The sequence below is a fragment of the Salipaludibacillus agaradhaerens genome (assembly GCF_002019735.1).
Classification (GTDB): domain Bacteria; phylum Bacillota; class Bacilli; order Bacillales; family Salisediminibacteriaceae; genus Salipaludibacillus; species Salipaludibacillus agaradhaerens.
In genome coordinates this window covers 1,645,006-1,667,231 of sequence record NZ_KV917378.1, presented here as the reverse complement: position 1 = coordinate 1,667,231, position 22,226 = coordinate 1,645,006, and the positions used below count along the sequence as shown (strand labels likewise).

The 22,226-nt window shown below is 39.8% G+C and carries 18 protein-coding genes; 16 read left to right on the top strand and 2 right to left on the bottom strand.

Going from position 1 to position 22,226, the window contains the following annotated elements:
• Positions 1-154: 154 nt before the first annotated feature.
• The 10 genes from BK581_RS07980 (at position 155) to BK581_RS07940 (ending at position 11,628) form a co-directional block, all read left to right on the top strand.
• Positions 155-466 (top strand): PTS sugar transporter subunit IIB, encoded by a 312-nt coding sequence (locus BK581_RS07980; protein WP_078577674.1) that lies wholly within the window; start codon positions 155-157, stop codon positions 464-466.
• Between the two features lie 30 nt (positions 467-496).
• Entirely contained in the window at positions 497-1,771 is a 1,275-nt protein-coding gene (gene celB, locus BK581_RS07975) for a PTS cellobiose transporter subunit IIC (RefSeq protein WP_078577673.1), read from the top strand.
• A 26-nt stretch (positions 1,772-1,797) separates the two neighbouring features.
• Positions 1,798-2,115: a PTS lactose/cellobiose transporter subunit IIA gene (locus BK581_RS07970; protein ID WP_078577672.1), complete on the top strand. Its 318-nt coding sequence runs from the start codon at positions 1,798-1,800 to the stop codon at positions 2,113-2,115.
• A gap of 19 nt (positions 2,116-2,134) precedes the next feature.
• Entirely contained in the window at positions 2,135-3,520 is a 1,386-nt protein-coding gene (locus tag BK581_RS07965; protein ID WP_078577671.1) for a glycoside hydrolase family 1 protein, read from the top strand.
• A 240-nt stretch (positions 3,521-3,760) separates the two neighbouring features.
• Positions 3,761-5,716, top strand: coding sequence for a BglG family transcription antiterminator (locus tag BK581_RS07960; RefSeq protein ID WP_078577670.1), 1,956 nt, complete (start codon positions 3,761-3,763; stop codon positions 5,714-5,716).
• Between the two features lie 458 nt (positions 5,717-6,174).
• Positions 6,175-7,197 (top strand): LacI family DNA-binding transcriptional regulator, encoded by a 1,023-nt coding sequence (locus tag BK581_RS07955; RefSeq protein ID WP_078577669.1) that lies wholly within the window; start codon positions 6,175-6,177, stop codon positions 7,195-7,197.
• A 1,045-nt stretch (positions 7,198-8,242) separates the two neighbouring features.
• Positions 8,243-9,148 (top strand): ROK family protein, encoded by a 906-nt coding sequence (locus tag BK581_RS07950; RefSeq protein ID WP_169837613.1) that lies wholly within the window; start codon positions 8,243-8,245, stop codon positions 9,146-9,148.
• Positions 9,149-9,219: 71 nt separating this feature from the next.
• Complete coding sequence (locus BK581_RS07945) at positions 9,220-10,656, top strand: glycoside hydrolase family 1 protein (RefSeq protein WP_078577667.1); 1,437 nt, start codon at positions 9,220-9,222, stop codon at positions 10,654-10,656.
• Between the two features lie 69 nt (positions 10,657-10,725).
• On the top strand, positions 10,726-10,884 hold the full coding sequence (locus tag BK581_RS20105; protein ID WP_169837611.1) for a hypothetical protein: 159 nt from the start codon (positions 10,726-10,728) through the stop codon (positions 10,882-10,884).
• A gap of 543 nt (positions 10,885-11,427) precedes the next feature.
• Positions 11,428-11,628: a YjfB family protein gene (locus BK581_RS07940; protein WP_078577666.1), complete on the top strand. Its 201-nt coding sequence runs from the start codon at positions 11,428-11,430 to the stop codon at positions 11,626-11,628.
• 200 nt (positions 11,629-11,828) lie between these two features.
• On the opposite strand, the gene BK581_RS07935 is transcribed toward BK581_RS07940, so the two are convergent.
• Complete coding sequence (locus BK581_RS07935) at positions 11,829-12,050, bottom strand: hypothetical protein (RefSeq protein WP_078577665.1); 222 nt, start codon at positions 12,048-12,050, stop codon at positions 11,829-11,831.
• Positions 12,051-12,266: 216 nt separating this feature from the next.
• Here BK581_RS07935 and BK581_RS07930 point away from each other — a divergent pair, with 216 nt between their 5' ends.
• The 3 genes from BK581_RS07930 (at position 12,267) to BK581_RS07920 (ending at position 16,334) form a co-directional block, all read left to right on the top strand.
• On the top strand, positions 12,267-13,865 hold the full coding sequence (locus tag BK581_RS07930; RefSeq protein ID WP_078577664.1) for an aspartate:alanine exchanger family transporter: 1,599 nt from the start codon (positions 12,267-12,269) through the stop codon (positions 13,863-13,865).
• A 330-nt stretch (positions 13,866-14,195) separates the two neighbouring features.
• A complete protein-coding gene (locus BK581_RS07925) occupies positions 14,196-15,158 on the top strand; it encodes a calcium/sodium antiporter (protein WP_078577663.1) in 963 nt (320 codons plus the stop codon).
• 390 nt (positions 15,159-15,548) lie between these two features.
• On the top strand, positions 15,549-16,334 hold the full coding sequence (locus tag BK581_RS07920) for an SDR family oxidoreductase (RefSeq protein WP_078577662.1): 786 nt from the start codon (positions 15,549-15,551) through the stop codon (positions 16,332-16,334).
• Between the two features lie 234 nt (positions 16,335-16,568).
• Here BK581_RS07920 and BK581_RS07915 read toward each other — a convergent pair whose 3' ends face one another.
• Positions 16,569-18,236 carry a glycoside hydrolase family 13 protein gene (locus tag BK581_RS07915; protein WP_078577661.1) on the bottom strand — a complete coding sequence of 556 codons (1,668 nt, stop codon included), beginning with the start codon at positions 18,234-18,236 and terminating at the stop codon, positions 16,569-16,571.
• Between the two features lie 294 nt (positions 18,237-18,530).
• On the opposite strand from BK581_RS07915, the gene BK581_RS07910 reads away from it, so the two are divergent.
• From BK581_RS07910 to BK581_RS07900, 3 genes are read left to right on the top strand one after another with little or no spacing between them, the layout of a single operon-like run.
• Positions 18,531-19,076, top strand: a complete 546-nt coding sequence (locus BK581_RS07910; RefSeq protein ID WP_245828946.1) for a cob(I)yrinic acid a,c-diamide adenosyltransferase — start codon at positions 18,531-18,533, stop codon at positions 19,074-19,076.
• Positions 19,077-19,133: 57 nt separating this feature from the next.
• Positions 19,134-20,510, top strand: coding sequence for a cobyrinate a,c-diamide synthase (locus tag BK581_RS07905; protein WP_078577659.1), 1,377 nt, complete (start codon positions 19,134-19,136; stop codon positions 20,508-20,510).
• A complete protein-coding gene (locus BK581_RS07900; protein WP_078577658.1) occupies positions 20,503-22,020 on the top strand; it encodes a cobyric acid synthase in 1,518 nt (505 codons plus the stop codon). Before BK581_RS07905 ends, BK581_RS07900 begins: the two co-directional genes overlap by 8 nt.
• Positions 22,021-22,226 lie beyond the last annotated feature (206 nt).

Below are 22,226 nucleotides of genomic sequence, written 5' to 3'. Positions count from 1 at the left end.
TTAAGAAAAGATGTTTTATTTAGAAATATTATCTTAGTAAATTTTTGGTTATAATCATTGCCGTTAACTAACGGCAAAAGAGTGAGTTTAGTTGAAAGCGCTTCTAAAATATAATGGCATTACACATCAATAATAATTTATGGGAGGGATTCTAATGTTAAAAATTATGCTGGCATGCTCTGCAGGTATGTCTACAAGTCTACTTGTGTCAAAAATGGAGAAAGTAGCTGAAGAGAAAGGGATAGAGGCGGAAATTTGGGCAGTTGCTCAAGACAAAGTAATTCCAGAGCTGCCAAAGGTCGATGTCTTATTAATCGGGCCACAAATGAGATTCATGAAGAAGAAATATGAGGCGAAAGCAGAAGAGTTGAATGTACCTGTAGATGTAATTGATCCAGTGGCTTACGGGAGAGTTAACGGAGAGGCTGTATTGACAAAGGCTTTAGAGTTGGCTGGTTTAAACTAAGTATCCTGCTTATAGGGAGGGAAATAAATAATGAATAAATTTATGGAAATGTTAGAAAAGTTTTTAATGCCGGTGGCAGACAAGTTGAACAATAACCGCTATTTGACAGCACTTCGAGACGGTTTTATGGTAGCGCTACCGTTAATTATTTTTGGCTCGATCTTTGTTGTTATTGCTAATTTACCGTTTCTCGATCGTCTTATAGGTGAGGAGGCGTTTGGGACATATCAAGGGGCGTTAAGCTCTGCTTCTAATGCGACATTAACCATTATGGGGTTGTTCGTCATTATTGGAATAGGATACAAACTGACGCAAAGCTATGAAGGCGAAGCTATTTATGGTGGTGTAGCGGCACTTGCAGCCTTTTTAATTTTGACACCACAAGTACTTGAAGGCGTAGAAGGTGTCATACCGACAACGAGTCTTGGTGCTCAAGGCATGTTTGTTGGTATATTCACGGCTTTCTTAGCAGCAGAGTTATATCAATATTTTACGAGAAAAGGCTTTACGATCAAAATGCCAGAAGGCGTTCCTTCAGCGGTGGCCAGATCTTTCAGTGCATTAATTCCTATGACCTTTACGCTCACAACGTTTTTAGTTGTAAGAATTATTTTTGATATGACGCGTTTTGAAAGTGTTCAGGACTTCATATATACCGTCGTTCAAGCGCCATTGACAGCCTTAGGGGCAGGATTGCCTGCAACAATCGTTGCCGTCCTTTTAATACAATTATTCTGGTTTTTTGGACTTCATGGGCAAATTATTGTGAATTCAGTTTTTGATCCGATCTGGTACGCACTAGCCAATGAGAATTTGCTAGCGTTTCAAGATGGAGAAGCATTACCTCATATCGTCAGTAAACAGTTTATAGATTCTTTCATCGTTGGAATGGGCGGCTCAGGTATGACGTTAGCTGTTATTATCGGTATATTTATTATCGGAAAAAGCCGTCAAATGAAAGAACTGGGAAAACTAGGTGCTCCAGCTGGTATTTTTAATGTTAACGAACCGATCATATTTGGATTGCCAATCATTATGAACCCACTCGTTCTTATTCCGTGGCTTTTGGCACCGGTAGTCGTAGCAATATTCACCTATTTTACAATGGCAGCAGGTATTGTTCCAGCACCAACAGGGGTTATTGTCCCATGGACGACACCGATGATATTAAATGGTGCACTAGCTACAAATTCTTGGCAAGGCGGTGTTCTTCAAGCTATTAATCTATTCATCGTCTTAATTATATGGTGGCCTTTCTTACGCATCATGGATAAGCAATTTTATGAGACAGAAAGAAAACACTAACAAACAGTTCAAAGGTGGAATGTGACATGGAACAACCGATTGATTTAACAGAGACAGCCTTTCAAATTATACTTTATGCAGGGAACGGTAAAGGGAGTGCAATGGAGGCAATTCAAGAAGCGAAAGTGGGGAATTTTGCAAAAGCTGACGAGCTAGTAAAAGAGGCAGGAGCAGAATTAACGAAAGCCCATGAATTTCAAACAAAGCTCATACAGAAGGAAGCAGCTGGCGAAGAAAATCCAGTTAACGTGTTATTAATTCACTCTCAAGATCATTTAATGACATCTATGACTGTACGTGATTTAGCTGTAGAAATTATTGAAATATATCGACTAAAGGAATAGACATAGGGAGTGATGATCAATGACAGTACAATATAAATTTCCAGATAACTTTTGGTGGGGGAGTGCCGCCTCAGCTACACAAATGGAAGGAGCAGCACACGAAGGAGGTAAAGGTGAGAATATTTGGGATCATTGGTATAAAATAGAGCCGAATCGCTTTTTTGACGGTGTAGGGCCTGAAATGACCTCTGATTTTTATTATCAATATAAAGAAGACATTCAACGAATGAAGGAGATTGGTCATAATTCCTTTCGCTTCTCAATTTCTTGGGCACGGCTTATACCTGGAGGAGAAGGTGAGGTTAATAAGGAAGCCGTTAACTTTTACAACCATGTGATTGATGAACTATTACAACACGATATTGAACCGTTTGTTAACTTGTACCACTTCGATATGCCGAAAGAGCTGCAAGATAAAGGCGGGTTTGAAAATCGTGACGTGGTAGCTTTGTTTGCTGATTACGCGAAACAGTGCTTCGACTTATTCGGAGATCGGGTAAAAATGTGGTTCACGTTTAATGAACCGATTGTCCCTGTTGAAGGCGGTTATCTCTATGATTTCCATTATCCAAACATTGTGGATGCACAGAAAGCATTTCAAGTAGCTTACCATACAATGCTTGCGAGTGCTCTTGCTATTAGTCATTTTCGCAAATTGGATACAAAGGGACAAATCGGGATTATATTAAATTTGACGCCGTCTTATCCTAGAAGTCAACATCCTGATGATTTGAAGGCGGCTCACAGAGCAGATCTCTTTTTTAATAGGAGTTTCTTAGATCCTGCTGTTTTAGGAGAATTCCCAACTGAACTCATCGAATTGTTAAATGAATATGAGCATCTTCCCGCCTATAAGAAAGAAGATTTAACTGTGATTAAAGAGAACACCGTCGATATACTTGGAGTCAATTACTATCAGCCGCGACGAGTTAAAGCGAAAGATCACGTGCCGAACCCAGAGTCCCCGTTTATGCCAGATTGGTTTTTTGACAACTATGAGATGCCAGGGAGGAAAATGAACCCTTACAGAGGTTGGGAAATTTATGAAAAAGGCATCTACGATATTATGATAAATTTAAAAAATAACTACGGAAATATCCCGTCATTTATTTCCGAAAACGGCATGGGTGTCCAAGACGAACATCGTTTTCTAAAAGATGGTCGTATTGAGGACGACTATCGAATAAACTTTATTAAAGGTCACCTCACATGGCTTCATAAAGCCATTGAGGAAGGATGTCATACGAAAGGCTATCATTTATGGACGTTTATGGATAACTGGTCGTGGATGAATGCTTATAAAAATCGTTACGGCTTCTATTCTGTGAATCTTGAAACGCAAGAGCGAACGGCAAAGAAAAGTGCCTATTGGTTTAAAGAAGTAGCTGAGAATAACGGATTTTAAGAACATATCTTTAAAATGAAAACAATGAGAAGGCGATGGCATTAACCTTAAAGCTCCTAACGGTAAGTCAAAGTCTTCTCGTTTCCTTCATACCTGGACGCGTACGAGAGCAGTTACAAAATGGCATATGGACGTTAAGATGTCTTGTAAGTACTACCACCTTGTCATTTAACAGTATGATAGATAAGTAACTGGAGAATTTATCTCATACCGACGTCGCATAGAAGGAGAGGAGCTAATATGATAAATCCCCGCTTTACCAAAACATTGAGAGAACTGATCGCAGCAGATGCCCCTATAACGAGTGATTATTTAGCGAATGTGAATCACGTCTCACCACGGACAATACGAGCTGATATTAAATTACTCAATAAGCAACTGAAATCTCATGATGCTACAATTGTGTCTATTCGGGGTAAGGGATATCATCTTGTCATTTATGATCATGAACAATTCAGGAAATATTTACAAACAATTGTCGAGACAAAACAAGAAAACAATGATACGGTGCCTGATACCCCTGAAGAGCGCATCGTTTTTGTCATGAAGACATTACTTTTGGCAGAAGGATACGTGAAAATTGATGATTTAGCGGATGCCATGCATGTGAGTAAATCGACACTACAGAACGACCTAAAGGAAGTTAAACGTATTTTTACTAATTATGGTTTAACATTGGCGAAAAGGCCGAATCATGGCTTAAAGGTAACAGGAAGTGAAATGAAATTACGTTTCTGTTTAGCAGAATATTTGTTTGATAGAACAAAAGAAACAGCCACAACAATTTTGACGAATCAGCTATCTGATTTAATTGAGGCGGAGAAATATCAAGCAATTTGGACGATCATTCTTGAACGGATTAAACAAAACGGGATGACATTATCTGATATTGCTATTAATAATTTATTTATTCATTTAGTCATCGCCTATAAACGTGTGATATCTGGCCATCATGTGTCTCTATTCAATGATGACAATCAAGAAATGAAAGGTCAAAAGGAATATAGTGTAGCATGTGACATTATTAGAGATACGGAAAAAAAGCTACAGGTTACCTTCCCAGATTCAGAGGTAGCTTACATTACATTGCATTTACTCGGTACGAAAATAGTAGCGAACCATCATATGAAAGTGGAAGATTTAACGCCCATTATTGATGATGATTACCTTCAATTGACAAAAAAATTACTAGGCGACATTGAGAAGAAACTAAAGTTAGACATTGCAGAGGATGAAGAACTGATTATGGCGATGAGTCTTCATTTAAAGCCTGCTATTAACAGATACCGCTATGGTATGAATATTAGAAATCCATTGCTACAAGATATTAAAAAAACATATCCAATGGCTTTTGAAGCAGGGATCATTGCAGGGATCGCATTGGAGGAGTTAACGAACGTCACCATTGATGAGAATGAAATTGGCTACTTGGCACTTCATATTGGAGCTGCCATAGAAAGGCGAAATTTGAGAGTTGATAAGCCGAAGCGAGCGATTATCGTGTGTGCTTCTGGTGTAGGTAGTGCCCAGATGATTAAATATAAATTGAAATCCCGCTTTGCCGATAAGATTGAGGTTGTGAAAACGACCGAGTATTATAAACTAAGCCAGTGCTCATTAGCGGACATCGATGTTATTATCAGCTCATTGCCAATTCAAGAAGAACTCCCCGTCCCGATTGTGTATGTGAATACCATTTTGACAGATAATGATTTTTCCAAAGTCGATCATTTTATATCAGATCGTCATATGACCGTTGGCCACTACCTTTATCGCGATTTAATTTTAGTTAATCAGCCATGCGAGACAAAAGACGAGGTTCTTTCACTGTTAGCTGCTCATTTGCAAAACCGAGGTTTTGTGGACAATAGCTTTATAGAAGGTCTCTACAGCCGTGAAAAAATTGCTCCCACCTCATACGGAAATTTAGTAGCGATCCCTCATCCAATTACCCCGATGTGGGAAGAAACTTTCGTAGCGGTTTGTACATTGGAAAAGCCCGTTATGTGGGGAGACAAACCAGTCCAACTCGTATGTTTATTAAATGTGAAAAAAGAGAGTACTGAAGATTTAGAATGCTTGTATGCACTCTTAACAAAGATAGTTGAAAGTCCAGCGCTTGTGCAGGAATGTTTAAAGTGTAAAGAAGAAAAAGACATTATGAACGTGTTATTAAAAGGTATACACGGGCCATAACGGTTAAGCTAGTGATATCACCGGAAGACGAGATAAAAGTTTAGTTGCTTTCTGATTGCCGTACGTTTAAAATGTACGGTATTTTTTAGTGTTTGTGGATTTTAAAACGCTAAGAAACGGTAATGATATGGGGCACCTTACTATCTATAGCTGTCCGTAAACCTCCCGATTTAAAATAGTGAGGAGAGGTAAATGTATTTAGGCCGGTGCAAACGGCCGTTAATGTCCTGATCAACTCAACGATCAATCAGTGGGAGAAGTACGAACGTTTTATTATTGTTCGTGATGGACGTTAATTTGTGACATTTATTTTAAAGAATGAAAGTAAGTTGCCAAATCAACAAGGATAATCTTCCATGTTAAAAAATGATACGACAAAACATGGTATAATAGTTTATCGAAATTAACTGTTACTCATTATTAAAAAGCTTATCATCAAAGACAAGTAGGTGAAGCGATTGAAGTTAACGATTACAGAAATTGCAAAATTAGCAGGTGTTTCTAAATCTACCGTCTCAAAAATTATTAATAACTATGACGATATAGGGGCAGAAACAAGAGGGAAAGTATTGAAGATTATGGAAGAGTATGGGTATCGTCCTACATACTCAGCACAATCATTGGCTAAAAAAGTGTCTAATGTTATCGGTGTTATTTATGCAGGGAAGATTAACTCTAATTTAAATCATCCATTCTTCATTGAGGTTTTAAACGCTTTCAAGAAAGTGATTGGGGTGGAAGGTTTTGATCTATTATTTTTTTCGAATGAACGTTTTAACCCAAATGGCGAAGATTATTTAGCAAGGTGTCGACACTACAATGTGGATGGGTGTCTTATTATTGCAGGCGGTGAGATAGAACCGTCTATTAAGAAATTGGATGAAAGTGATATTCCATGTATCGGCGTTGATTTAGAGCTGACAGGAGAGCATTCCGCCTACATCATGACTGATAATGAACAAATTTCAACCCTTGTCGTTGACTATTTGTATTTAGAAGGGCACCGAGAAGTAGCATTCATCGGCGGCTTGCCGTCTTCTCCTATTTCTGAAATGAGAGCGGACGCATTTGAACGTGGGATGACGGCATGTGGTCTGACAATAAGACCAGAATGGATGAAGCATGGTGATTTTTTTGAGCAGAGTGGCTATGAGAAGATGACAGAACTCTTACAAGAGAAGGACATACCGAAAGCCATTTTCGCCGTTTCTGATTTAATGGCACTTGGCGCAATAAAAGCGATCAGAGACCATGGTTACAATATAAACGACTTTGCTATTGTAGGCTGTGATGATATTTTAGCTGCCCGTTATTCAGATCCTCCGTTAACAACTGTGAAGCAGGATAAAGAAAAAATTGGACATATGGCGGCTATGATGCTTAAAGATATGATCAAGGACCATGGAAAACCGGGAGCGGTTAAAGTAGCTCCGGAGCTAGTCATCAGGTCGTCATCACGCATAAAAAAAATTAATAGTTGACAGTTTAATTTCTCATCCAATAGACTAATAAGTGAAGCGAAAGCGGTTTAGTAAATTATTTAGCAGAGAGAACGTCATCTCTCTGTTGCTATTAAAAGTGAAATGAAAGCGCTAAACTGGTGATTCTTCAGTATTTTATTTGTTTAACTTGGGGTTGTTAAATCATTTATAAGGTTATTTTATCTAGCCTTATAAATGAATTCGTTATTTTGCGGATTCGTCAATGCATAAGTAGCTGTGCCTAATAGCAAAGGCTGCGATAAAAATCGATGATGAACTTGTATCAGAGTGAGTGACTTGTATGAGGGTAGGCTTTGCTAGGACATTAATGTTGATGACGGATAATTATTTATTGCTTTACGAGAGATCGTACGTTTTGTCTCAACGATTCAAGCAACTTAAAGGAAGGTGATGGACGATATAACGAGGGATTAAGGGGGATTTTCTTGGGGCGTCTAATAACACTATCGCTGACCATTGGCTTTTTTTAAAAATGAATGCCTGTCACAGCGAACTCGTCTCGTTTCCGCAAGCTGAAACATTGAGAAATCAGATAGCATCTCCACGCTACCTAAGTAAAAGTTCCCATCTACATGACGTGTTGAGATAGGGGGAGCTATCATCTTTAAAATATTTAAGTGAAAAAATTCACATCGAGCAAAATCGACAAATGATAACTAAGCGACATCAGCTGCGTTTGTAAAAAAGAGCTGCGGGAAAAGGAAGATCGCCACATCTGAAGCTGAAATGATACGAAGTTTGTTAAAGAAACCTAGGGTAATCGTCCCTGGATGAGTCGTTGTATCACAGATAACCGTCCGTAAAACTCCCGCATGAAAAATAGAGAGGAGAGGTAAATGTATTCAGGTGGGAGTAAACGGCCACTCATTTTCTGACTAACTCAATTACCAATTAGTGGGAGAAGTGAAAACGCCCACTGATGGAAGATTCGTTATATTCTGGTGTGTGTTTGTATGATGAAGTGGGTTTAAAAATATTATCTGAGACGCTAATAAAAGTTAACTTAAAAAGGAGTCATACACTCATGGAAAACATGTATTTAGCTATTGATATCGGGGGCACAATGATGAAATGGGGCCTTATCAATAAGCAAGGCACGATTATAAAGAAAGAACTTATCTCGTCAAATAACGGAGACGCAGATACAATTCTATCATCGATTGACTCGCTAGCTGCAACTTATCGTGAGCAAATCACGGCAATCGCTATTAGTGCACCGGGATTCATTAATCCTGATACCGGCTACATCCAAATGGGAGGTGCGGTGATAGGCTTTAATGACACACATTTAAAAGCCCTAATAGAGCAGAGAACATCATTACCAGTAACAGTTGAAAACGATGTTAATTGTGTGGCATTAGCAGAAAAATGGCTTGGAAAAGCCAATGAGTTGACTGATTTTGCTTGTTTAACAGTAGGTACAGGTATTGGTGGTGCCTTATTTCTAAATAATCAGCTCTATCATGGACGTTCCTTTCGTTCTGGAGAATTTGGCTTCATGATCTCAGGAAATAAGGAAGATGGATTATCGTTGAAGAATTCAATGAGCCGTCAAGCCTCAGTTAAAGGCTTGAGAATGGACTATGCCCATTTAACGAAACAGCCGGTTGATAAGGTGACTGGAGAAGATGTTTTTTCTGCTTATGATGAAGGAGACGAACGAGCTCTACATGTAGTTGATCACTTCTATACACAGTTAGCGAACTGTGTGATTAATGTTGCTTCTGTTATAGACCCACAAAAAATACTAATTGGAGGTGGCATTACCCGACGTCCTACATTTCTAGATGAATTAAATGAAAAGTTGACAGAATTCATTGGTTTCCCTGTTCCCACAGATATTTGTTATTTCAAAAATGATGCTGGCTTAATCGGTGCTGTAGCAAACTACCGCTTACGTACAGAAAACAGTGAACTCTTCAAACAATGAGACTCTGTTTATTTAATGATGATGAATGACAGTATGACATAAGGATTATAAGTATATGAGGAGGAAAAAACATGATTCATAACCAATTAACGGCGTTTCCAAACACATTTTTATGGGGTTCAGCATCAGCTGCCTACCAAATTGAAGGTGCCTGGAATGAAGATGGGAAAGGTGCTTCTATATGGGATACGTTCGTGAGAATACCAGGTAAAACGTTTAAAGGTACGACAGGCGATGTGGCAGTGGACCACTATCATCGCTGGAAAGAAGATGTGGCTCTAATGGCGGAAATGGGGTTGAAAGCTTATCGCTTTTCAATAGCATGGACGCGTCTTTTTCCCGAAGGTAAGGGGGAAGTTAATCCGAAAGGTCTTGCTTTTTATGATGAACTTATTAACGAGCTGCTTAAGCATCAGATAGAACCGATCGTAACTATTTATCATTGGGACTTACCGCAAGCATTACAAGATGAGTACGGCGGTTGGGAATCACGGCGTATTATTGATGATTTTACTCACTATGCTGAAACGTTGTTCAAAGCATTTGGAGACCGAGTGACTTATTGGGTGACCTTGAATGAGCAAAACATTTTTACTGGCCTTGGTTATCGACAAGCGATGCATCCCCCAGGAAGAATAGATGAAAAGCAGTTTTATCAAGTCAATCATCATGCAAGTGTAGCAAATGCTAAGGCAATCGCTTCGTTCCGTAAGCTCGTCCCACACGGCAAAATCGGACCGAGCTTTGCATACGGGCCAGTGTACCCATACACGTGTAAGCCAGAAGATATTTTAGCTGCAGAAAATGCTGAGGAATTGAGCAACCATTGGTGGATGGACGTCTATGCATGGGGGAAATATCCAAAATGGGCCTGGTCGTATTTAGAGAAACAAGGCGTCGCTCCTGAAGTCACCGAAGAAGATTTAGCGATCTTAAAAAGTGGGATACCTGATTTTATGGGTGTCAACTATTACCAAACATCCACTGTAGAAAAAAACCCGTTGGACGGTGTCACATCAGGTAAATTTAACACATCAGGTAAAAAGGGGACGTCGGAAGCGACTGGAACGCCAGGTGTTTTTAAAACCGCCTTTAACCCTCATTTAGAGACGACAAATTGGGATTGGGAAATAGATCCATTAGGACTTCGCATTGGTTTACGGCGAATTCATAACCGCTATGGTTTACCAGTCTTAATAAGTGAAAATGGTTTAGGTGAATTTGATAAAGTTGATGAAGATGGACGTATTCAAGATACCTACCGAATTGACTATCTACGCTCCCATATTATCGCCATTCAAGAAGCTTTGAGTGACGGGGTAGATGTAATAGGGTATTGCACATGGTCATTCACTGACTTATTAAGTTGGTTAAATGGATTTCAAAAAAGATACGGATTTGTTTACGTCAATCAGCATGAAGAAGGAAAACATGATTTGAAGCGACTGAAAAAGGATAGTTTCTATTGGTACCAACGTGTTATTCAAACAAATGGAGATACATTATAAGAGTGTGGTGAATAGCTCCTCTTGCCTTTTCACAAACTAAAAAAAACGACTAATAGGAGGCAGGAGTACATGAGCAAAAAAGATAAAAAACCAGATAACCAATTTAAAGAGAATGCAAATAATGGTGAACATCGTCCTGGACGACTAAGCCAATTTAAAAATTCCCCTGTAGAAGAGGCAGGATTTGAATACGAATATTTGACACGGAAAAATAAACGAGGTAATTAAATGAATGTGATTATTTGAAATAAAATACCAACATTCGAGTAATGACTGTGACCTGCATTTCAGGCGGACGCTTTCCCCGAGGACTTGTCTTCAGCTAACTTTTGCTAAGTAAACCGTCGCTCTTCAGATTGCACTTCATCCTCAGGGAGTCGTCGTCTCACGTGTCAGGCGCTTTTTACCACATGATAAGCCGTTCGTAAAAAACTCCTTAAAATAGAGGGGAGAGTGACATCTATTTAGGTGGGAGCTAATGTCCTGATTAACTTAACTATCAATCAGTGGGGAAAAGATCGAAAACGTCACTGATTGGTTCATATTCTCATCCGCATCTACTGCATAATAATCGTGTTATATCTTTAAAAACATCATGATGAAGTCGACTTCAACTAACAAATTTTTGATCTTATAACTACTACTTCAATTGAACACTTGTCTGTGACTTTCTAACATGATTATCTGAGAGACCTCTTAGTGGAAAATAATTATGATAAGCTTAATAGAGCTAAGTAATTAGGACGCCACGATTAGTTTGGAGGTGTTTTTATGGATATTGCAGCATTATCAATCGGTATGAGTCAAATGAAAGTGCAACAGCAAGTTGATGTATCTCTCTTGAAAAAAGTAATGGATACGTCAGGACAGAAAACAGAGTTTATTGATAAAATGTTAGATGGGGCATCTGTAAAGAATATGGAAATGTCAGTGCAGCCACATCTAGGCAGTTCAGTTGATATCACGTTATAATGACAACCTCCCGTATGGTATGCGCCATGCGGGAGGTTTTTAGCTAATATAGAATTTACTTATCTCATGTTTAATGCTGAAAAACCTATGGAGATTGCTGAAAGAGGCGCCAGTAGTGCTGAGAAACTTAAGGTTAATGCTGAAAAAACCGTCAGTAATGCTGAAATATTAGACTTTAATGCTGGAACCCCTTTTTCCCCCTAAACCCACTCAATAAATTCCTCTGATTCACCGTTTACTCTGACCAATCCTACACGGATTACATTGACGTTTTTCAAATTGACGAGGGCGTTTTCAAGTCTGACCCAATGACTTCTTTCTCTCTCAAGCCAGTCATTGACCCGGGAAGAAGGATTTTCAGTGTAATATGAGCTTTCTTCTTGTCCATTATTAAATTCAAAAATGACTTTATATCGTTCCATTTATGAGACACTCCTTATGTTTATTTAAAAGTTCTGTACCCGAAAATACGAAAGGTCACACTTAGATTTTTTTGAAAACGTTATCATTGACAACTGTATGAATTTTACGATAAAACGGAGAGAATATCATTAAAAATAGCCTGTAAGTCCTTTCATTCATTTTTTATCAGATTATAATAAAAGGGATGATGTTAGGATAGGTGGAGGGAAATAGAAATGAACACACTCGTGGAATTATTAAATGAACCTCTCGTACTTTTATTTGTCATTTTATTTCTCGGATCATTCCTTGGCCAAATTAAAATAAGGGGATTGAGCCTTGGCGCTTCTGGTGTCTTACTAGTGGCAATGATATTTGGACACTTTGGATATCAAATCTCCCCAGTCGTGCAAAATTTAGGGTTGAGTTTGTTTATAGTAGCAGTTGGCTTACAAGCAGGACCGCGTTTCTTTCGCATGATGAAAACATCTGGCCTTATTTTTGGGATTATTGGACTTATCGTCGTGCTTATTGCCGTTTTTACGACCATTATTGTATCTAAACTGTTTGGACTATCACCGGCTCTAAGTATCGGTCTTATGACAGGTGCCTTAACGAGTACACCAGGGCTAGCAGCTGCAATTCAAGCTACAAATGATCCATTGGCATCTGTAGGTTATGGGATTGCTTATCCGTTTGGTGTATTAGCTGTTGTCTTTTTTGTCCAATTATTACCGAAATTTATTAGACTAGACTTGAAAACGGAGATGAATCGAAAAAGGGGACCTGTGAGGCATAAAGAGTCTCCAGAAGCCATGACAATTGAAGTGACGAATACGGAGATGAATAAAAAAACATTAAAAGAGCTACATTTATCTTCAGATAGTTCAGTCGTTATTAGTCGGGTTATTAGAGGGAGTCGTAATATTATAAGTTTGAGTGATACGGTCATTCTTCTAGGTGATAAGCTCGTAGCGGTAGGCATTCCGCGCGACTTAGAAGAGCTAGTGAAGCTTGTTGGCAGACAAGTCGAGACAGATGTTGAAAATAAAGATAACGTTAATTTGCGGAAAATCACAGTTGATTCAGAAGAGATGATCGGGAAAAGTATTGCAGAGCTTCGACTTAGAAGTAACTATGGTGTGACGGTAACTCGGATGGAACGAGGCGGCTTTGAATTTAATCAGAAGCCGAGCTGGCGATTGGAACGAGGTGACGTGCTAACCGTGGTGAGTAGTGAAGACCGGTTAAATGACGTGGACCGTTTATTTGCGAGAAAACAATTAACAGTTACAAACGTCCATATTTTTTCGCTAAGTTTAATTTTATTAGTCGGGATATTCGTGGGTATGATCCCTATTCACCTTCCAGGGCTTGGCATCATGACATTAGGGGTAGCGGGAGGCCCCTTATTCGTTGCTTTAATTATCGGCCATTTTGGTAAGCTTGGCCCCATTAGAGCTCGTTTCTTACAGCCATCAAATCAAGTTATCCGGGATATCGGTCTAGTCTTGTTTTTAGCAGGCGCTGGTACGACAGCTGGAGAAGGATTAGTGGATGTCGTGATGACCGAAGGAATAAGGCTCGTTTTTGGGGGTTCGTTAATTACCTTTTTCCCTATTGTCGGTGGCTTTTTAGTTGCAAAAAAACTATTTCATTTAAGTATTCTCCACTCATTAGGTGCTCTTTGTGGTGGGATGACTAGTACACCTGGTTTAGGCGCTGTTAACCAGCTGACGGATGAAGACGAACCGGCCATCGCTTATTCAGCTGCTTATCCTTTCGCCTTAATCTTCGTGGCAATAGCTGCTCAATTACTTGTGTTTGTTCTGTGATTTGAATTTAATAGTAATGAAAGAAGAGTGAGTCAGTTTAACGTAGGTTTGAACCGTTAAACTGACTCCTTTACGTTTAAAAAAGAATCTAATCACTTTGCTGTGTATAGACCGACGTATAAATAACGTATAACCTATGCATAATACAACCGTCTTATGATAAAACGAACCTTCAATCAGTGGCGTTTTTTGTTCTTTTCCCACTGATTGTTAGTTGCGTTAATCAGAACATTAGCATCCGTTATCTCTCGCCTAAATAGCTATAGCTCTGCTCTCTATTTTGAGCAGGGAGGTTTACGGACGCTCATCTGTGATAAAGGAGGGGCAGAGATGGTTTATGTTTTACTGCTGCTAGGATTCGTTTTGTTAATCAAAGGGGCGGACTGGTTTGTAACAGGAGCATCCGATCTGGCTGCCTTTTTCAACGTCTCACCCATGCTTGTAGGATTAACGATCGTGGCATTTGGAACAGGGGCTCCAGAAGCAACTGTGAGTATAATAGCCGCACTTGAAGGAAACCCAGGGGTCACTATCGGGAATGTTATCGGCAGTAACATCATTAATATTGCAGGAGTTGTCGGTATTACTGCTATCATTTTCCCTCTTAAAGCAGAAAGTCAGACAGTTAGAAAAGAAATTCCATTTACTGTCTTATCTAGTGTGGCTATATTAGTGTTAGTAGGAGATACAAGTGTCGATCATGAAATATCGAATATGCTATCGCGCGGAGACGGTATTATTTTACTCCTTTTCTTTGCTATCTTTATGTATTATGTGTTTGAACTGGCTATGAACAATCGTGATACGCAGGTACCCGTTGCTGAAAAAGAAACAGAGACAACTCACAACTGGAAAAAAAGCACGTTATATACCGGGATTGGGCTTGGGGCGGTCATCCTTGGTGGTTATTGGGTTGTGGAATCAAGTACAGACATTGCCCTCTACTTTGGCATGAGTGAAACGCTCGTAGGTCTAACAGTTGTGTCGATTGGGTCTTCGCTACCTGAGTTTGTCACCTCAATCACAGCCGCATTGAAAAAATATAGTGACCTCGCTTTAGGTAACATTGTCGGGAGCTGTATATTCAACAACCTCTTTGTCCTTGGAGCGGCTTCAATCATTTACCCCTTAAACATAGAAAATAAAATCTTTTTAGACGTTTCCTTCATGATTCTACTGTCACTCGTACTTCTCGTCTTCTCCAGAACGAAATGGGTGATTAGTAAACTTGAGGGGCTTATTCTCATGATAAGTTACATCAGTTATCTCATTTATATTATTTACCGCAACTAATGATGCTTTACTGTAACACCATCTGCTTATTGATGGGAACGTATTCGGGTCATCATCCAACTAAGTAAATAAATAAGTATTTATAAAACGAACTTTCAATCAGGCGTTTCGTTCTTCTCCCACTGATTGTTAGTTGCGTGAATCAGGACATTAGCCCGTTAGCTCACGCCTAAATTGCTGTCGCTGTCCTCTCTATTGTGACTCGGGAGGTTTACGGAGGCTTATCTGTGAAAAGGCAAGATAATTAATCACGGAATAGCTCATATAGTGAGAAAATTCGGAAATGATGATAAACTAAAACCAATATTGCCGCTTTTAATAGTCGAGATGTTAGACTCATAGTTTTACAGAGAGTGAAGAAAAAACTGCTTTAATTGAGGAGTGATGATAATGGATTTAGGTCTACAAGGGAAAAATGTTCTCGTTCTCGCATCAAGCAAAGGGCTTGGAAAAGCCGTTGCTAAAGCTTATGCAGATTCAGGTGCCAACGTCATGATCACGAGCCGGAATGTCACAAACGCAAAAACAGCAGCTGAGGAATTAGCTAAGACTGCCGAAGGGAAAATCGATTATCTCCCTTGCGATGTGACACTTAAAGAAGATGTAAAAAGGTTAGTGGAAGAAACAGCAGCACGTCTAGGAGGAATTGATGTCCTCGTAAATAATGCGGGTGGTCCACCACCGGGAACATTTGAAAGCGTCACTGAGGAAGAGTGGGCGAAAGGGTATGACTTAACGTTAATGAGTACTGTGAGAGCGATTAAACATGCCTTACCTTACCTAAAGCAATCTAAAGGGAAAATTATCACGATTACATCAGCCTCTATGAAAGAGCCGATTGACGGCTTGTTGTTATCAAATGTGTATCGGATGGGGATTGTAGGATTATCAAAGACGTTAGCAAAGGAGTTTGCACCGTATGGGGTGCTGATTAATACTGTCGGTCCAGGGAGAATTAACACGGATAGATTAAAAGCTTTAGATGAAGCACGAGCTGAAAAAACAGGGGAACCGGTAGAACAAATTAAAGAAACGGTAGAAGCGTCCATTCCATTAGGGCGCTACGGAGATCCTGAAGAATTTGCTAAGACCATTTTATTTTTAGGATCAGACCTTAACACATATGTCACAGGTCAAATGTTTGTAGTCGACGGTGGTATGACAAACGCTTATTAATCACGTTTTAATAATTAAGAAGGTAAAAACAATCCCGTATCACGCTATAAGTGTTACGGGATTTTGTATTTAGTCACTCTAATCTCAATATAACGTTAGTTCAGTCCCCTGTAAAACTGTACTTCTGATAAATTCTAAAAAGCGACTGACTTATAGTTTATCGCTAAAACGAAGAGTCTCATAAAGCGAGTCGTTTAAACTTATGGTTATCGAAAAGCAGTTCAAATCAATGCGTTAAAAAATATAGACTCTAGCTTCATAAGGTTTTAGCTTAAAAGAGGTGAGAGAACCATGGGGCGTCACATCATAATTAGCAAGAACGAGTTCCTCACTTGTTAATGTTAAGTTATTATCCTCACTTCTCCATTCAGCCTCAGAAGGGGACAAATTAGATATGATGATCGCTATTTTGTCGTTTAATTGCCGTTTGTATGCAATAATTTGCTCATCGTCTTCCAGTAGTAAATCATAGCTTCCATAAGGAAATAATGCATAATTCTTTTTAAGCTGGATTAATTTTTTATAAAAGTGTAAGATTGATTGCTCATCCTCTAATTGATTTGCCACATTCACCTTTTTAAAATTGGGGTTCACTTTTAGCCAAGGTGTTCCCTCAGTAAAGCCAGCATTCGGATCAGCGGACCATTGCATAGGTGTACGACTGTTATCTCGTGACGTGCGAGCAAGAAGTTTCAATACGTCTTTTGCTGGCATGCCAGCAGCTGTTTGCTCTCTGTACAAATTTTTTGCTGCTACATCATCATAATCCTCAATGTCAGTGAAATAACCATTTGTCATCCCGATTTCTTGCCCTTGATAAATATATGGGGTCCCCTTCATGAGGAAGTACATGGCAGCCAAAGATGTTGCACTTTCACGCCAATAATCGGTATCGTTCCCCCACGTAGACACAACTCGAGCTTTATCATGATTTTCAATAAACAGAGCATTCCAGCCATCATGTTCAAGCGCCTTTTGCCATCTTGTGAGCGCTTTTTTGACTGCTACCACATCTAACCCTTTCTTGCCTTCTTGATCCCATAAATCTAAATGCTCGAACTGAAAAACCATGTCCATAACACCGGCATCCCCAGCCCACTGCGGTGCTTCCTCTACTGTGACACCATTCGCTTCTCCAACTGTCATCGCGTTAGGATATTGCCCGTAAGTTTTATCCCTGAACTCTTGCAAAAACGTCATAATTCCCTCTTGATTCATATGCATATCAAAGGAAGGAACATATTTTTTATCCTCTTCATGAGGCATATCAGGTAGCCCTGGTCGTTTTTTAATGTGACTGATAGCGTCGATACGAAAGCCGTCAATCCCCTTTTTAAGCCACCAATTGACGGTGTCGTAAAGTGTCTCTCTTACTTCTGGGTTTTCCCAATTTAAATCAGGCTGTTTCTTAGAAAATACATGTAAAAAGTAGTCATTCGTTTGCTCATTAAATTCCCAGGCAGAGCCTCCGAAGATACTTTCCCAATTATTAGGTTCTTTGCCATCACGCCCATCACGCCAAATATACCAGTCACGTTTATCATTCTCTTTTGATTGACGAGATTCAATAAACCACGGGTGCTCATCACTCGTATGATTAAGCACTAAATCAATAATAAGTCGCATACCGCGTGCATGGACTTCGTTGAGAAGGGCATCGAAATCACCCATCGTTCCGAATTCCTCTAATATTTCTTGATAATCTGAAATATCATAACCGTTATCATCTAACGGTGATTTATACATTGGACTGAGCCAAATAAAATCGATACCTAAATCTTTCAAATAATCAAGTCGCTGAACGATCCCTTGTAGGTCACCGAAACCGTCACCGTTACTATCTTGAAAACTACGAGGGTAGACTTGATAGCCTACGCCTTCCTTCCACCAAACTTTCCCCATACAAAATCACCTCATTAAATTAACTGCAAATTTTGCGCAAACGTTTTCATTGTTGCTGATTTAATCATAGCTGATTTACCGAGGAAATACAATTATGAATTTAATAAACTTATAGTTATTAGTTGGGTTAACAAGAGAGAGTTATAAGTTAAAAGGACATTCGTTTGCACTATAAAAGAAATGTTCTAAAATGTGGTGATTGACACCTTCCCAATTCCTCTGTTTTAGTGGACATTCGATGGGTGAAAGAGTCATTATTAAGAGAGCCTATTATTTATAAGGGGGAACATATCTGTGAAAACAAATGAACAAAGAGGTTTGACATTCGTTTATACTGGTGATGGTAAAGGGAAAACCACGTCAGCTATTGGACTAGCTGTTAGAGCGGTAGGACATAATAAATCGGTGAAAATATTTCAATTTATTAAGTCGCCTGAACGGTCATATGGTGAGCAAAAGGTGTTGGAAAAAATAGGAGTAGATATGGTCCAGCTTGGACGGGGTTTTACATGGACGAAAACACCTGAGGAACATAGAGAGGCTTTGAAAACAGGCTGGCCCATTGCGAAAGAGGCAATTATGCAAGGGCATTATGACCTCGTTATTTTAGATGAAATCAATAACGCTTTAGCGATTGAAACGTTTCCAATTGATGATGTGTTACCATTACAAGATGTTCTTCATGTCATTAAGACAAAGCCAAAACATGTTCACCTAGTTCTCACTGGGAGGTCTGCTCATCCAGCTATTAAAGAGGTGGCAGATCTTGTCTCTGTCATAGAGCCAGAGAAGCATTATTATGATGAAGGCATCCAGGCAATCGAAGGAATTGAGTTTTAACTAAAAAGCCTTATGCCTTCTTTTACACTAAAAAATAGAAAGGAAGGGAGGACCTTTATGAGTGACAGACGGCTTGTTATTGCAGGAGCATCTAGTGGCGTTGGAAAGACAACGGTGACAATCGGGCTTATGGCCGCGTTAAAGGCTAAAGGGCTTAACGTTCAAGGTTTTAAGTGTGGGCCAGATTATATAGATCCAGCGTACCATACAGCGGTAACTGGGAGAACGTCTCGTAACCTTGATAGTTGGATGCTCGATGAATCTATGCTCAATCACGTTTTGCAGTCTGGGGCGGATGGGGCAGATATATCTCTCATTGAAGGAGTGATGGGTCTTTATGACGGCAAAGATCCCTTATCAGATAAAGGGAGTACTGCTCATATAAGTCTTATAACACGAGCACCTGTTATATTAGTGGTCGATTGTTCAGCGTTAGCAAGAAGTGCTGCTGCTATCGTCAAAGGTTTCCAGAATTTTAATCGGTCGGTTAACCTCGTTGGGGTTATTGCTAATCGTGTTGCTAGTCAAGGCCACTACGAGCTTGTTGAGGCAGCTGTTGAGCAGATGTGTGAGATCCCTGTGGTCGGTTATTTGCCACAGGAAAAAACGCTCAATCTGCCTGAGCGTCACCTTGGCCTGCTTCCGGCGTTAGAAAAAGGCCATTTAAACGAGTTTATAACTGAATTAGCTCAGTTCACAAGTGAAACAGTGGATTTAACTCAGCTCTATGACCTTGCAAAAGCCCCCTCTTTAATAGAAACAGCGGTCTACTCCTCGTTACAGAGGTCACCTGTACCTAAAGTGAAATTGGCGATAGCTAAAGATAAAGCCTTTAACTTTTATTATATTGAAAACTTTGAGCTATTAGAAAGGGCGGGAGCGGAGCTGGTTTTCTTTTCCCCTTTAGCAGGTGAGGCTTTACCAACTGATGTAGACGGTCTTTATCTTGGCGGCGGCTTTCCGGAAGAATTTGCGGCGGAGTTGGCGGCATTAACCGATGTGAAACGGTCAATTAACGAAGCGATAGAGAGTGGTATGCCGACACTTGCAGAGTGCGGCGGTTTTATGTATTTATGTGAAGCTCTTGAGACGACAGACGGACAGCACTATCCCATGGTGGGTATAATTAAAGGGAAAGTGACCATGTCACACACGCTTCAAGCGATCGGCTATCGGCAAGTCACAGCACAGCCAGGAAACTTTTTATTAACTAAAGGTGAGACATTGAGAGGGCATGAATTTCATTATTCCTCTTTTAAAAGCGAGAGAGAACAGTCACCTGCTTTTTCAGTGAAAAGCTCATATGGGGGAGCTGATGAAGGTATTGTTAGGAAAAATCTTATCGCTGGATATACACATTTGCATTTTGGTTCATGCCCTAAAGCAGCGGAACATTTTGTGAAGCAATGCGAGGAGTGGAAAGTGCATGACTAACTGTTTACCAATTATGGTGCAAGGGACACATTCTGATGCAGGAAAAAGTTTATTAGTAACAGCTTTATGCCGAATTTTTGCTAATAAAGGGCTACGAACCGCCCCTTTTAAATCACAAAACATGGCGTTGAACTCTTACATAACGATAGATGGTAAAGAGATTGGCAGGGCCCAAGGTGTTCAGGCGGAGGCGGCTCGAATCCAGGCTACAACGTATATGAACCCGATCTTAATAAAACCAGAAGGGGAGAATCGCTCACAAATCGTCGTTCACGGCAAGCCACTACGGACGATGCAAGCCGGAGAGTATAGAGAAGACTTTTATGAATATGGAAAGCAACTTATACAAGAAAGCTTTTCTAAGCTGGCCACAGACTATGAACGGATTGTGATTGAAGGGGCAGGAAGTCCAGCTGAAATTAACTTAAATGAGCGAGAACTGGTTAATATGAGTGTAGCTGCTATGGCAAAAGCTCCAGTTATTCTTGTAGGGGATATAGACAAAGGCGGTGTGTTTGCCAGTTTAGTAGGAACTCTGCAATTGTTAGACCCCGATGATAGACAACGGATTATCGGTGTTGTAATTAATAAATTTCGTGGTGACCTAGCACTTCTTCAGCCTGGGCTTGACTGGTTCGAAGATTATACGTCACTTCCTGTACTCGGTGTGATACCGTTTATTGAGGATCTAACGATTGATGCAGAAGATTCACTTGCATTAGCCAATTATGAGTCTGGACCTAACTTAGCGAAAGCGTTAGATATTGCTGTTCTTCATTACCCACGGATCGCTAATTTCACTGATATTGATCCACTCGTTCTAGAACACGATTGCCACGTTCGTTTCGTCAAAAAAAGAAGCGAGCTAGGGACACCGGATATGATTGTATTGCCAGGCAGCAAAAATACGTTAGAAGACCTTCAGTATTTACGGGATAACGGCATAACCGAAGCGGTTATTGAGCTAGTGGAAAAAGAGGGGACACGAATAGTTGGAATATGCGGTGGCTACCAAATGCTAGGGACATCTGTTATGGATCCATCACATATAGAATCGGCACATCGGCGCATGGAGGGATTTAACCTTATAAAACATATGACCACAACGTTAACAGCTCATAAACGGACGGTGTTAGTATCTGGGCAGGTTCAACTTAGTGGTCACATCTTGCCGGTAGACGGTTATGAAATTCATATGGGACGAACGAATAGAGATAGTAACAGTTATGGGAGTCATTTTATCCATTTATCTGACGGCGAGAAAGACGGCTTTATTAGTGAAGATGAAAGGATTATTGGCACATATTTACACGGGATTTTTGCAAATGACGAATTTAGACATACTTTATTAAACAAATTATGTGAAAAGAAGGGAGTGCCTGTTACATACGACCGCTGTTTATATCAATCTGTGAGAGAAAAGTCTTTGAGCACATTAGCGGATGTGGTGGAGAGCCATCTTAATATGGCGTTAATTGAGCAGAAGATGGACGCATTTTCAAAGCAATGATGAATTTAACATTTAACTTCTAAATCGATTTCATAATGGTGTTTTTAAAGCAATAACACAACTAATATGCAATAAATTGTACTTAATAGGTGGATGATAAAACAATCAAGGGGATTTCGTTCTTCTCTCACTGATTGTTAGTTGAGTAAGTCAGGGCATTAGCATCCGTTATCTTCTGCCTAAATAGATTTAGCCCCTTTCGTTAC

Bases quoted from the DNA above. Each gene is read 5' to 3' on its own strand.
- BK581_RS07980 (WP_078577674.1), top strand. From the start codon at position 155: ATGTTAAAAATTATGCTGGCATGCTCTGCAGGTATGTCTACAAGTCTA.
- celB (WP_078577673.1), top strand. From the start codon at position 497: ATGAATAAATTTATGGAAATGTTAGAAAAGTTTTTAATGCCGGTGGCA.
- BK581_RS07970 (WP_078577672.1), top strand. From the start codon at position 1,798: ATGGAACAACCGATTGATTTAACAGAGACAGCCTTTCAAATTATACTT.
- BK581_RS07965 (WP_078577671.1), top strand. From the start codon at position 2,135: ATGACAGTACAATATAAATTTCCAGATAACTTTTGGTGGGGGAGTGCC.
- BK581_RS07960 (WP_078577670.1), top strand. From the start codon at position 3,761: ATGATAAATCCCCGCTTTACCAAAACATTGAGAGAACTGATCGCAGCA.
- BK581_RS07950 (WP_169837613.1), top strand. From the start codon at position 8,243: ATGGAAAACATGTATTTAGCTATTGATATCGGGGGCACAATGATGAAA.
- BK581_RS07945 (WP_078577667.1), top strand. From the start codon at position 9,220: ATGATTCATAACCAATTAACGGCGTTTCCAAACACATTTTTATGGGGT.
- BK581_RS20105 (WP_169837611.1), top strand. From the start codon at position 10,726: ATGAGCAAAAAAGATAAAAAACCAGATAACCAATTTAAAGAGAATGCA.
- BK581_RS07940 (WP_078577666.1), top strand. From the start codon at position 11,428: ATGGATATTGCAGCATTATCAATCGGTATGAGTCAAATGAAAGTGCAA.
- BK581_RS07935 (WP_078577665.1), bottom strand. From the start codon at position 12,050: ATGGAACGATATAAAGTCATTTTTGAATTTAATAATGGACAAGAAGAA.
- BK581_RS07930 (WP_078577664.1), top strand. From the start codon at position 12,267: ATGAACACACTCGTGGAATTATTAAATGAACCTCTCGTACTTTTATTT.
- BK581_RS07925 (WP_078577663.1), top strand. From the start codon at position 14,196: ATGGTTTATGTTTTACTGCTGCTAGGATTCGTTTTGTTAATCAAAGGG.
- BK581_RS07920 (WP_078577662.1), top strand. From the start codon at position 15,549: ATGGATTTAGGTCTACAAGGGAAAAATGTTCTCGTTCTCGCATCAAGC.
- BK581_RS07915 (WP_078577661.1), bottom strand. From the start codon at position 18,236: ATGGGGAAAGTTTGGTGGAAGGAAGGCGTAGGCTATCAAGTCTACCCT.
- BK581_RS07905 (WP_078577659.1), top strand. From the start codon at position 19,134: ATGAGTGACAGACGGCTTGTTATTGCAGGAGCATCTAGTGGCGTTGGA.
- BK581_RS07900 (WP_078577658.1), top strand. From the start codon at position 20,503: ATGACTAACTGTTTACCAATTATGGTGCAAGGGACACATTCTGATGCA.